This is a genomic window from Microcoleus sp. w1-18aA5 (genome assembly GCF_036701705.1).
In the GTDB taxonomy this organism is placed as follows: domain Bacteria; phylum Cyanobacteriota; class Cyanobacteriia; order Cyanobacteriales; family Microcoleaceae; genus Microcoleus.
In genome coordinates this window covers 1-11,751 of sequence record NZ_JAUPTE010000125.1, presented here as the reverse complement: position 1 = coordinate 11,751, position 11,751 = coordinate 1, and the positions used below count along the sequence as shown (strand labels likewise).

At 46.8% G+C, this 11,751-nt stretch carries 11 protein-coding genes; 6 read left to right on the top strand and 5 right to left on the bottom strand.

Annotation, left to right across the window (positions count from 1 at the left end):
- Positions 1-339 precede the first annotated feature (339 nt).
- From deoC to Q5691_RS26595, 4 genes are all read left to right on the top strand, one after another.
- A complete protein-coding gene (deoC, locus tag Q5691_RS26610; RefSeq protein WP_333217124.1) occupies positions 340-1,017 on the top strand; it encodes a deoxyribose-phosphate aldolase in 678 nt (225 codons plus the stop codon).
- A 46-nt stretch (positions 1,018-1,063) separates the two neighbouring features.
- Entirely contained in the window at positions 1,064-1,939 is an 876-nt protein-coding gene (recO, locus tag Q5691_RS26605; protein ID WP_333217122.1) for a DNA repair protein RecO, read from the top strand.
- Positions 1,940-2,170: 231 nt separating this feature from the next.
- The gene (locus Q5691_RS26600; protein ID WP_333216563.1) at positions 2,171-3,742 is read left to right on the top strand and encodes an MFS transporter; all 1,572 of its coding nucleotides are present in this window, start codon (positions 2,171-2,173) and stop codon (positions 3,740-3,742) included.
- Between the two features lie 26 nt (positions 3,743-3,768).
- The gene (locus Q5691_RS26595; RefSeq protein ID WP_333216566.1) at positions 3,769-4,995 is read left to right on the top strand and encodes a glycosyltransferase family 4 protein; all 1,227 of its coding nucleotides are present in this window, start codon (positions 3,769-3,771) and stop codon (positions 4,993-4,995) included.
- Between the two features lie 223 nt (positions 4,996-5,218).
- Here the strand turns inward: Q5691_RS26595 and Q5691_RS26590 are convergent, their stop codons facing one another.
- The gene (locus Q5691_RS26590) at positions 5,219-6,898 is read right to left on the bottom strand and encodes a phosphatidylglycerol lysyltransferase domain-containing protein (protein WP_333348116.1); all 1,680 of its coding nucleotides are present in this window, start codon (positions 6,896-6,898) and stop codon (positions 5,219-5,221) included.
- Between the two features lie 11 nt (positions 6,899-6,909).
- Entirely contained in the window at positions 6,910-7,830 is a 921-nt protein-coding gene (locus Q5691_RS26585) for an alpha/beta hydrolase-fold protein (RefSeq protein ID WP_333216570.1), read from the bottom strand.
- Between the two features lie 179 nt (positions 7,831-8,009).
- On the opposite strand from Q5691_RS26585, the gene Q5691_RS26580 reads away from it, so the two are divergent.
- Positions 8,010-8,438 carry an NUDIX hydrolase gene (locus Q5691_RS26580; protein WP_333348113.1) on the top strand — a complete coding sequence of 143 codons (429 nt, stop codon included), beginning with the start codon at positions 8,010-8,012 and terminating at the stop codon, positions 8,436-8,438.
- A 111-nt stretch (positions 8,439-8,549) separates the two neighbouring features.
- Positions 8,550-9,467, top strand: coding sequence for an NAD(P)H-dependent glycerol-3-phosphate dehydrogenase (locus Q5691_RS26575; RefSeq protein ID WP_333216574.1), 918 nt, complete (start codon positions 8,550-8,552; stop codon positions 9,465-9,467).
- Positions 9,468-9,728: 261 nt separating this feature from the next.
- On the opposite strand, the gene Q5691_RS26570 is transcribed toward Q5691_RS26575, so the two are convergent.
- The 3 genes from Q5691_RS26570 to Q5691_RS26560 all read right to left on the bottom strand — a co-directional run bounded on the left by Q5691_RS26570 (position 9,729) and on the right by Q5691_RS26560 (position 11,406).
- A complete protein-coding gene (locus Q5691_RS26570; protein WP_333216575.1) occupies positions 9,729-9,959 on the bottom strand; it encodes a hypothetical protein in 231 nt (76 codons plus the stop codon).
- 81 nt (positions 9,960-10,040) lie between these two features.
- A complete protein-coding gene (locus Q5691_RS26565; protein ID WP_006635311.1) occupies positions 10,041-10,346 on the bottom strand; it encodes a small RNA NsiR4-regulated ssr1528 family protein in 306 nt (101 codons plus the stop codon).
- Between the two features lie 82 nt (positions 10,347-10,428).
- Positions 10,429-11,406: a threo-3-hydroxy-L-aspartate ammonia-lyase gene (locus Q5691_RS26560; protein WP_333216577.1), complete on the bottom strand. Its 978-nt coding sequence runs from the start codon at positions 11,404-11,406 to the stop codon at positions 10,429-10,431.
- Positions 11,407-11,751 lie beyond the last annotated feature (345 nt).

Sequence of the window (11,751 nt, the reverse complement as noted above, 5' to 3'; positions counted from 1 at the left end):
GGTAAAAAGGCGATCGTTCCTTGTAGTGCAAGGGTTTGTGAGATTTGAACATTCCCCCTACTGGGGGAACTTCAGATAAAGCCAAGAGAAAGAAGTAGATAAGTGATACAAATTTGTAGACGAGACAATCCACTGTCAAGTCACCACTTCCTTTTTACCAAAAACGAGCATAGGTTTTTGCTAAATAGTTTTATTAGAGCATTGATTAAATAGAATATCAAAGAACATTGGCTTACTGAAGGTCTCCTAGCCGCTTAAATTCCCGGCGGAAAGAGACATAAGTTTTCCGCATCCCGTTTATTTGTATAATAAAGTAGTTATTTCAGAGAGAAAAAAACAATGGCTGCAAACCAGCCAGACATCGATATTGCCCCCTTTATCGACTACGGCCTGATTGACCCCACCGCCACGCCAGAGCAAGTAGAAAACTGCTGCCAACAAGCAGAGAGATTTGGCTTTGTCACAGTTTGCGTGTATCCCGCCTATGTCCGACAAGCAGTTGAGCTGCTGCACGGCAAGCGCCCGAAAGTCTGTACTGTCATAGGTTTTCCCACCGGTGCTTCGACTTCAACTGCGAAGATCTACGAAGCCCTCGAAGCAGCAGATAATGGAGCGGTAGAGTTAGATGTCTCGGTTAATTTAGGATTGCTGAAAGCTGGCAAAATCGACGAATTCCACCAGGAATTAGCCCAAATTTGCGAAGAAACCAATCTCACAATCAAAGCAATTATCGAAAGTTCGCTGCTTTCGGATGCCGAAAAACAATTAGCGGCTGAGATTTGCATGGAGGCGGGTGCCGCCTACATTAAAACCAACACGGGCTTTTTTGGCGCGGCGACAGTTGATGATGTGCGACTGCTGAAGGAAGTTACTAAGGGCAGGATCGGGATTAAAGCCGCCGGCGGAATTCGCACTCACGAACAAGCTTTAGATTTGATCGTCGCTGGTGCAACTCGTTTGGGGACTTCCCGCGGCCCGGAATTAATCCGCCAGCGAGATAATTTAGACAAAAGGTAATTGTTGCTACTGTGAAGTCAATCTAAAATCTAAAATCTAAAATCGAGTGACTCGAACTTACAAAGCAACTGGAATCAATCTCAAGAGTGCGCCGATGGGGGAATCCGATCGAGTGCTGACAATTTTGACGCGGGAATTCGGCTTAATTCGAGCTGTAGCACCGGGTGTTCGCAAACAACGATCTACCATTGGCGGTAGAAGCGAATTATTTGTTGTCAACGAATTGCTAATTGCCAAAGGCCGATCGCTCGACAAAATTACCCAAGCCGACACCGTACAATCCCATCCGGGTTTGAGCCGCAACCTAGGGAAACTCTCCGCCGCGCAATATTTGGCCGAATTGGCGATCGCCAGCGCCCTTTCCGATGAGCCCCAAGAAGAACTCTTTTGGTTACTGGGCGAACATTTGAGCCGTTTGGAGCGTTTGTCCGATCGCACAGAAATCCAATCCGCCGCCGTGCTTGTCGCCCACCTCAGCCACGGCATTTTTCACCTGCTAGCCTTAGCCGGCCTCGCGCCCCAAGTCCAAGTTTGCTGCGCCACCAGACACCCGCTCATCCCAAATTTCACCGATCCGAACTGGCAAACCGGGTTTAGTATACCCTCTGGGGGAACCTTCAGCTTGTCCGAGCTAGCTAACCTAGAGGCAGAACTCTCTTCAGAAATCGGTAGCTTGTACAAATCCACCTCCCGTTCCCGACAAACAAATGGCAGCAAACACTTGACAAATTTCGAGATAAATGCTAAGGAATTAGCAGCGCTGCAACAGTTGGCTAGTCCAGAACTAGGAGAGGGGATTGCCGATCAAACAACTTGGGTATCAGTAGAAAATATTTTGCGACAATATGCCCAGTATCATTTAGGTTGCACGATTCGATCGGGAAGCTCGATCGACACCTACCTAGAGAGTTTTGAGTTTTAAATTTGGAGTGTGGATTTAAATAGGTGAAGGGGCGATCGTACATCGAACCTCCAGCCGGGGGGATACCCGAACCTGTAGGCAATTTCAGGTAAATTCTCAAGGTTGTTGCGACATCAGATAATAGATAGAGATAAAGTTACGAGATTATTAATAAACTTAGGGGTTAACACCTCAAATTCAAATTCCCATCCCCCCAACCTCAACCACCCCAGGCCATCCACCCCAAATTCTATGATGCGACTGTCTGATTCTGATTTGACAATATCTGTTTTAGCCGTAACCCACCACAAGATGGAAGAACGAGAAAATTTTCCAGAGTTTGACTCTTATCCCGTCTCCGCCGATCGACAATGGAGCAACGTCCCAGACCCAGAAATGGATAAATACCCCACAACTCCAGCACCAGACTGGAACAATGGCAAAAGCCAAGAACCCGAAGCAATCCCCCCGGTTCCCACACCAGAGCCAGCAGCAGAACTCTCCGAAGCAGTAGCCGAAATTCCCGAAAAACAAACGGGATTTCTGCCAGTGCTCAAAAACCCAAATTTTCTAGCATTGTGGAGTGGGCAAGTTTTTTCCCAACTTGCAGATAAAGTTTATCTCGTACTGACGATCGCCCTCGTGGCGAGCCGCTTTCAAGCGCCAGATCAAACCATCAGTAGGTGGGTATCAGCAATCATGATCGCCTTTACCATTCCCGCAGTGCTGTTCGGGGCCGCTGCGGGCGTGTATGTCGATCGCTGGTCGAAAAAAGCAGTGCTCGTCGCCACAAACCTGCTGCGGGGAGCCTTTGTGTTAACCTTGCCCGTGCTGCTGTGGCTCTCCGACGGGTGGGAACTTGGTCAACTGCCGCTCGGATTCTGCTTGCTGCTGCTAGTAACATTCCTAGTCTCGACTCTAACTCAATTTTTCGCCCCAGCAGAACAGTCAGTGATTCCCCTAATTGTGGAACGCCGCCACCTGCTATCAGCAAACTCCCTCTACACCACAACCATGATGGGGTCGGTGATTATTGGCTTCGCAGTCGGAGAACCCTTACTAGCTTTAGCCGACACCCTATTTTCCAACCTCGGCGGCGGACTCGGCATCGGCAAAGAATTAGTAGTAGGCGGAAGTTACGCCTTCGCCGGAGTGCTGTTGCTGTCGATGAAAACAGGCGAAAAAAACGAAGTCGAACACGAACCGCCGCACCCCCTAGCAGATTTGCGAGACGGCCTGCGTTACATCAACGATCAACCGAAAGTCCGCAATGCTTTAATTCAACTAATTATTCTATTTTCCATTTTTGCAGCCTTGGCAGTTCTAGCAGTTCGGCTGGCGGAAATTCTCCCAGGTATGAAAGCATCACAATTTGGCTTTTTGCTGGCGGCGGTGGGCGTTGGCATGGCTGCTGGGGCAACGACAGTCGGCTATCTTGGCCATAAATTTTCTCACTCCCAACTGAGTTTAATCGGCTCGATTGGCATGGCACTTGCTCTGATGGGTCTTTCTGCATTTACCCACCATTTGTGGCTGTCGGTGCTGTTCATTACCTTGTTGGGTTTATTTGCCTCATTGGTGGGAGTGCCGATGCAGACTACAATTCAAGCAGAAACTCCAGAAGAAATGCGGGGAAAAGTCTTCGGACTGCAAAACAATGCCACTAATATTGCTTTGAGTTTACCGTTGGCTTTGGCCGGGGTAGCCGAAACATTTCTGGGCTTGCCGACAGTATTTTTGGCTTTAGCAGGATTAGCGATGGCTGGGGGTGTCTTAACCTGGTATATTTTCCGTAGCACAAATAGCAAAGTCGATCGAACCTAAAAAATAACAAACTCTGATTTACTGGAATGCACATCGCTTGGCTAGGAAAAAAATCACCTTTTTGCGGTAACGTCACTTACTCCAGGGAAGTCACCAACGCACTATTAGACCGGGGATACCAGGTCAGTTTCCTGCACTTTGCCCAAGAGGCGGACTCACTGGACAGGAACAATACGGGGTGGAGTATGGCAAATGGTTCATGGGGAAAGGGAATTACTCAAACCTCATATACCACTTCTCTCTCGTCCGCGAGTTGCAACGAAGTCTCTTTACCCTGTCACTACAAATCGCAAATTTATACGATTCCCACTCTCAAGTCCCGCACAGTGCTGATGAAATCTCTGCGGCGGCTGAAACCAGATGTTGTTCACGCTTCCCTGACGCTTTCGCCTTTAGACTTTCTGCTGCCGGAAATTTGTCAAGAATTGAATTTGCCTCTGGTGGCGACTTTTCACCCGCCGTTCGATCGCAAATTGCGAAATTTGACATCGGGAACCCAACACCTGATGTATCAACTGTACGCTCCGTTTTTGGCGAACTACGACTCGACGATCGTTTTTTCTCAGATTCAGCGGGATATATTGGTGAAGTTGGGAGTGCCACAGGAACGGGTGGCTGTGATTCCCAACGGCGTGGATGCTGTTAAATATTCTCCAGGGCCTTCGGGGTTAAAGTCGGAATTAAAGGCCGATCGAGTTTTTGTTTACCAAGGCCGCATTGCCCAGGAGAAAAATGTCGAGTCGATGCTCAAGGCCTGGAAACACTGTAATTTTGGCCCTGGGAACGTATTGGCGATCGTAGGCGACGGGCCCCTAGCCGCCTCGCTGCAACTGTTTTACGGCGAAGATGATGGCATTGTGTGGCTCGGATTTGTTGCCGAGGAGGAACGCCGGATCGAAATTCTGCGGGGTGCAGACGTATTTATTTTGCCTTCTTTGGTGGAGGGACTGTCGCTGTCGCTCCTGGAAGCGATGGCCTGCGGTTTAGCTTGTTTGGCAACCGATGCCGGTGCTGACGGCGAGGCCTTGGAGGAAGGCGCGGGGATAGTTTTGAATACTCAGCGGGTACGAAGTCAGTTGCAAACCTTGCTGCCGCTGTTTTGCGATCATCCTGAGTTGGGAATGCTGCTTGGTCAAAAAGCACGCCAACGGGCGATGGAGCGATACACTCTCAGTCAGAATATTACTGAGTTGGAAAAGCTGTATGCAGAGGTTTTGCAAAAGCAGCGCGTACTAATTCGGGGTTTAGCATGAATGTTTTGATTGCTCGTTGCCGGGCTAGAGCCTGGGAACGCAGATCCGGAGGCTCTGCCTCCTCCTTTGGCTCAAGCGAGGCTCTTTTACTCGTTACCAGGCTGGAGCCTGGGAACCAGTTAAGGGAGAGCCTCGCAACCAGTTAACGACACCTTTCGGCAAGCGCCTGGGAACCAGTCATTCCTCCCCAATCTAAAATCCAAAATCTCAAATCCAAAATCGCCTACCCTCCAGGGCGCAAATAATCCAAAAGTCGATCGCCCGAATCGGCCCGAATCAAAGCAACCACAACATCCGGCAAACTTCCCAAACTCGGATAAACAAAATAACGCGGTTCCCACCGCGGCCCAAACTTATCTTTAAAACTGTGCAATCCCTTAAAATTATAAAACTTGCTCAAGTGTTCCGAAAGATAAATCAAAACCTTTTCCAACCGCCCACATTTCTCAGATTCTCCCACTCCCGCCAAAGCAGACAAACCCAAATCAAATTCTTCATATCCCAATTCTTGACAATGCTGCAACATCGAAGCAAACAAACACTCCATCGTGCCATTTTCCACCTCAGTGCGACGCCGCATTAAATCAACTCCAACTACTCCATCTCCGGCCGATATCATATTAGCAAAAGCACTAATTATACCGTCGGGAGTGTGGATGGCTGCGACGCGAGTTTCCCGCAAATATGCCTCGTCAAACCAACCCACCGAAAATTTTTTTTCCGCACCCTGAACCATTTGCAGCCACTCTTCGCTCACGAGTTTCATTTGCCGCATCAATTCGGAACTTAAAGGAGGTTCGTAAAATTCGATTTGATAACCGGCTTTTGTAAGTCTGTTGATAGCAGTTCTCAAGTTTTGATTGCTCTTGCCTTTGAGAGTAAAAGTTTCGAGATTAACAATAGCTTCTTCGCCAATTTGCACCACTCGAAAACCGAGAGTAGAATACATTTCTAGATCCTGGAGCAAAGTTTGATAAAATGCTGGATACCAATCATTGCGATAGCAAAATTCTTGAAACCCTAGAATTGATTCTTTGCGGTCTTCAGCAGGCCCGATGGGGTATCCCAAAGCGATCGCACCTCTACCTTTCGGCACATAGGCGATCGTACTTTTTCCCGAAGGACTAAAATAATAAGATTTATCCGGAAGCAACGCCAGTCTCGCTAGCGTTGTCCGCCCGTATTTTGCTACAACTTCTTGAGCTTTATTCCGTTCCGAAATACTTGCCGAATTTCGCAGCAGCACCGGCCGCAGCAGCATTAAAAGTGCGTAACCAAGCGTTACCGTACCTACAGCATAAATCGAATCGGCAAAAAAGTTAGCAAACCGAGTTTGCGGAACCAACCCCGCATTGTCCGCCGTAAAAAACATGGCAAAAGTCTGAAATATAGCATCGTCCCAATCGAAATTAACCGCTTGTCCGTTAACTTGAAAACCCCGATCCAGAATGTAAAAACCCGCCGTCCCGTAAGCCAGTGTAAACAGCAAAGCCCCCAGCAAAACCCTGATTCCTTGAGCAATTGAAGGGCGATCTGATTTAGCTGTGAATGTCTGTCGCATCACCAACAACTGAAACAGCAGCACCCCTGAAAGCAAGCTTTCTTCAACATCCAATCCCTTGACTAAATGAATTACAATAGAAACGATTAACAATCCCACAGTCAGCAACCAAGCAATCCGCTTGCGCCGCAACAAATTAGTTGCCAAAGTTAGCAGCATAAATCCGATAACTGCTGCAAAAAAATGCCCGCCCGCACGCACGGGAAAAGGAAAAAACGGCTCCAACCAATTTCGGCGATCGGGTAAACTGGGAGTTACAGCAGACAGCAAGTTAATAACTCCTACCAATCCGGTTAAAAATGATGCAGTCCAGAGTCCAATCCTAGTTTTTTGGGGTAACACTGTTGACCTTTCTAATTTTTCTGTGTTGCCAGTGATATTTTAAACTGTTTTCCAACATAGCTCAAAGAATCGGCTAAATGCTTGTGCCAATAATTCCAACCGACATCCGGGCCAACAATCCCGTGTCCTCCCGGAAATTTGTTAAACTCGTTGGCTATACCCAAACTGTTTAATTGCTCGTGAAACTGTTGAGTGGAAATCAGATATTTTTCGTCTGCTTCCCCCGCATCCAAATAAGCGCGCAACTGCTGTTTATCTTTAACAGGGAGTTTTTCCACTAAATATTTAGGACTGTTAGCCTTGCCACTTTGATCTGTAAAATAACCACTGTGGCTGAACAGAATATTAAAATTCTTCAAGTAACGCAAACCGATATTAAAAGCTCCCCAACCCCCTGAAGATTGTCCTCCCATTGCCCAGAATTCGGGGTCTTCCAGCGTTCTGTAGCGCGATTTTACGATCGATACTAACTCGGAGCCGATCGCACTTCCCACCTTACCGTTGGGCCCGTCAAAATACTGCGGGTCCCACAAAGGACTCGTACCCCGCTTGTCGTTCCCGTCAGGAGTAATTACAATTGATGGCGGCAATCTTTTGCTTTTATATAAATCGTGAAGCACAGAAGTAACAGCGGCTTTGTCCTGATAAGCGCGCGCGTCTCCGTGCCCGCCGTGCAGCAAAAAAATGACTGGATAGCGCTGTTTGAGATTTTTTGCGTACCCCGGTGGCAAAATTAAACCGTAGGTGCGCTCTGAATTCATAGCTGCACTTTTATATGTTTTGAGTTCAAAATTTAAGTTGGCATCTACTACTACTTTCGGAGGGTCTAACTGAGGTGCCCCGGCAATAAAAACGTACCAGTATCCAGTCGCACCGAGGAGGATGATTGTACCCGTACCGATACCTAAAACTTTTCCCAGCCACTTAGGCATACTTTCAATCTCTCTTTTTGGTCAGCGATCGCAATCTGTACATTATATGCAAGTATATTGTAGAACTGTAGGTGAGGTCGATCGCACATTGTGCAGCTAAACTTCAACGGTCTCTGGAACCCGTTCCACAGTTAAACTGCAACGATGTTAAATTCTTCACTTTTTTAATCTAAAATGGTATGACTTATCAAAATCCCGCTCCTACAGTTGATATTATCATCGAATTAGCCGATCGCCCGCACCGCCCGATCGTACTCATCGAACGCCGCAATATTCCCTACGGCTGGGCACTTCCCGGCGGGTTTGTCGATTACGGGGAATCGGTAGAAACGGCAGCCAAACGCGAAGCTTTAGAAGAAACGAGCTTGAATGTAGAATTAATCGAGCAATTTTACGTTTACTCTGACCCCAATCGCGACACCCGCCAACACACTATTAGTATTGTATTCTTGGCTTCTGCAACGGGCGAACCTCAAGCCGCCGACGATGCTAAAAGTTTAAAAATTTTTGAATCTTGGCAGATTCCTCGTGAATTGTGTTTCGATCACGATCGCATTTTACGAGATTATTGGCGTTACCGTCATTATGGATTGCGGCCACGTTTGTAGGGTGAGGATTTGTTAACCGCCGATGCACGCGGATTAACGCAAATTGATTGCTATGATTTATCGGTGATTTATCTGTGTTAATCTGCGGTTAAATTCATTAAACTAAATTCTATGGCAAGCTTGACAATATTAGGTGGAGGTGCTTGGGGTTCGGCCTTGGCAAATCTGGGAGGCAAAAAAGGCGATCGAGTTAATTTGTGGTCGCGCAGCAGTTCTGTTAATCTAGACTCAGTTATAACGGGTGCGAATGTTGTTGTTTCGGCAGTTTCGATGAAAGGGGTGGGCGCAACAGTCGATCGACTTTTGGCGTTAGAGTTAAGTCCCAGTACAATTATAGTGACTGTCACCAAAGGTTTAGACCCTGCGAGCACGCGCACTCCGTCTCAAATTTGGCAAAATGCTTTTCCTAACAATTCAATTGTGGTACTTTCCGGCCCCAATCTTTCCGAGGAAATTCAGCAGGGATTGCCGGCTGCAACGGTAGCGGCGAGTTCGGATTTAGCGGCGGCCAAACAAGTCCAAAATATTTACAGTTCCGATATTTTTCGGGTTTATGTGAATGAAGACCCGCTGGGGACTGAGTTAGGTGGAACTTTGAAAAATGTGTTTGCGATCGCCGCTGGTGTTTGTGACGGTTTACAATTAGGAACTAATGCTAAATCTGCTTTGCTGACTCGCGCTTTGCCAGAAATGATTCGGGTGGGAGCTCGTTTGGGAGCTCGCGCAGAAACTTTTTATGGTTTGTCTGGTTTGGGAGATTTGCTCGCTACTTGCAACAGTCCTTTATCGCGCAATTATCGGGTTGGTTTCGGATTGGCTGAAGGCAAATCTTTAGAGCAAATTTTGCACGAATTGCAGAGCACTGCTGAGGGAGTCAATACTACTAATGTGTTGATTGATTTGGCTAATCAACGCGGCATTGAAGTGCCTGTTTCTCGTCAAGTTTATCGCTTATTAAATGGTGAAATTACTGCTGAGCAAGCCGTTTTATCCTTGATGGAACGAGCTTTGAAACCGGAGATTTTATAACCTGTATCACTGGATAGGTAAGGACTTAAGCAACGCCTAAGCCCCTACCCGTAGCTGAAGTTTCAAGAAGTGGTGTCAGCAGTTGCTACTTATGAATTAAGAGTTGTAAGCGACATTGGTTGAGCGGTCAGATTGATGTTTTGAGCGCTCGGTAGAGAAAGAGTTTAAAGAATTGAAGATGAGTTGTGAATCCAAAACTCTTTAACTCATAGCTGCTACTTAACTCATAACTCATAACTTGCACAGCAAGTTACACCAGCTTTACATCTTGCCGTGCTGCATTACCTGTTGAAGGTGCTGGCGAATTTCCTGGGCGTGTTCCATGTCAGCTTGCTGCAATTTTTGAAACAGCTCAGCACAAGGCTGAGAACCGGTTTCTTGAGCATCTTTCATGTAAGTTTCGTAGGCTTTCAAAGCTTCCGACTTGTTTTGCAAAACTGTTAACAAATCATACTCGAGGTTGCTGATGACTGTACTACCGTTAGTGTTCATAAACTGACCTTCTGCTAGGATTTGTTCCAAGTTTGACCTATCCAGAGATGACTGTTCATCTATCTAGAAGGGTAGATAATTCTACTTTCCGCCGTAATAAAACGCAACTTCTTTATCTTTCAGCGGGGCGAAGTCAGCAGCAACAAGCATTTTATCGAGCTCGTTTTGAGGCAGATGTTTGACACCGATTCGGACAATGCGCGATCGCATGGTATTTGACACGCCACTGCGCTGTCTGCCGGCTTCTAATCCCATCACTTGCTTGTAGAGGTCTAATTTTGCTTGCGGAATCGGAGTACCGTCAAAGTCGATTCCAGAGGCGATCGCAACATCGATCGCATCTGCACCAGTTGTAGATTGAGCCGCTGAGTTTGTTTCTGAAGACATTGTGCTGTGTTATCAAAGTTTGCTGTGCAAGCATTTTATCAGAGAATCTGCTACATAAATTATTCAATCTAAAATCTAAAATCTAAAATCGATTGACTTCGCTCAAATCCACATTTCCGCCGCTAACAATCACGCCAATCCTCGCATTTTTAGCCTGCACAACACCTGACAACAAAGCCGCCGCTGCTAACACTCCCGTCGGTTCAACAACTATCTTCATGCGTTCCCACATAAAAAACATTGTCTGGCGAATTGCCTCTTCTGAAACTGTTGCCATATCATCAACGTAATGCAGCACCAAAGGAAAGGTTAATTTTCCCAAAGATGGCGTGCGCGCACCATCAGCAATCGTATCTGGGTTAGTAACAGTTTGTAGCGTTTTCGTGCGGAACGATCGCGTCGCATCGTCTGCTTGCTCCGGTTCTACTCCTATTACTTTACACTGCGGAGACAAAGTTTTTGCGGAGAGCGCGCATCCCGACAGCAAACCCCCGCCACCGCAGCAAACCAGCAGCAAATCCAACTCCCCAACTTCTGCGATTAATTCCAGTGCCGCCGTACCTTGTCCCGCAATTACCCACGGATGATCGTAAGGAGGAATAATTGTTAAGTGTCGTTCTGCGCCAATTTTAGCGGTTAAGTCTTCGCGGGAAACTTGAGTGCGATCGTACAAAATAATCTCTGCACCGTAGCCGCGAGTCGCCTCTTGCTTGACTTTTGGCGCATCTGCTGGCATGACAACAGTAGCAGGAATTTGTAACAACTGGGCCGCAAGGGCGATCGCCTGCGCGTGATTTCCCGAAGAAAAAGTTAGCACTCCCCGCTGTTTTTCGGCTTCAGATAGCTGCATCAAAGCATTGCAAGCACCCCGAAATTTAAACGAACCCGTGCGCTGAAAGTTCTCGCACTTGAAAAATACCTGAGAATTTGTGCGTTTGTTGAAAGTTTCCGAAGTCAGCACCGGCGTCTTGAAAGCTTTGCCCTGCAATCGATTTGCCGCCGCATCCACCTCGGCGAAACTGACTGGCAAGGAATTTTGGGCACTGAATGAGGCACTCATAGATTTTAGATTTGGGCGATCGAGGACTGTATTTGTAGGGTGGGCATTCCCCGCTTCACTCCTACCATTAAATTATAAATTTTTATTATATTTTGGAGGGCAAGAATTATTAGGTGTTGCGCTTAATGGTTAAAAAAATTGTTGACTAAAATCAAAATTATGACAATTTATTATCAAAAATTAAAGGGGAGTTTGTACTTGCAGAGGAAAGGGATTAATGAATACAAATTTAACCACCGCCCGATTAATTGTAGGGAAACGGCACGGCGCCATTGGTGACAAGTTAAGACTTAATTGCATTTGTCAATCAGTAATATTACTCAAAAAAATTGCTGTTTTAGGAGT

What these genes read in the sequence shown, in the direction of transcription:
- Q5691_RS26565 (WP_006635311.1), bottom strand. Translation starts at nt 10,346, where the DNA reads ATGTCTTCAGAAACAAACTCAGCGGCTCAATCTACAACTGGTGCAGAT.
- Q5691_RS26560 (WP_333216577.1), bottom strand. Translation starts at nt 11,406, where the DNA reads ATGAGTGCCTCATTCAGTGCCCAAAATTCCTTGCCAGTCAGTTTCGCC.
- Q5691_RS26585 (WP_333216570.1), bottom strand. Translation starts at nt 7,830, where the DNA reads ATGCCTAAGTGGCTGGGAAAAGTTTTAGGTATCGGTACGGGTACAATC.
- deoC (WP_333217124.1), top strand. Translation starts at nt 340, where the DNA reads ATGGCTGCAAACCAGCCAGACATCGATATTGCCCCCTTTATCGACTAC.
- Q5691_RS26575 (WP_333216574.1), top strand. Translation starts at nt 8,550, where the DNA reads ATGGCAAGCTTGACAATATTAGGTGGAGGTGCTTGGGGTTCGGCCTTG.
- Q5691_RS26600 (WP_333216563.1), top strand. Translation starts at nt 2,171, where the DNA reads ATGATGCGACTGTCTGATTCTGATTTGACAATATCTGTTTTAGCCGTA.
- Q5691_RS26580 (WP_333348113.1), top strand. Translation starts at nt 8,010, where the DNA reads ATGACTTATCAAAATCCCGCTCCTACAGTTGATATTATCATCGAATTA.
- Q5691_RS26570 (WP_333216575.1), bottom strand. Translation starts at nt 9,959, where the DNA reads ATGAACACTAACGGTAGTACAGTCATCAGCAACCTCGAGTATGATTTG.
- Q5691_RS26595 (WP_333216566.1), top strand. Translation starts at nt 3,769, where the DNA reads ATGCACATCGCTTGGCTAGGAAAAAAATCACCTTTTTGCGGTAACGTC.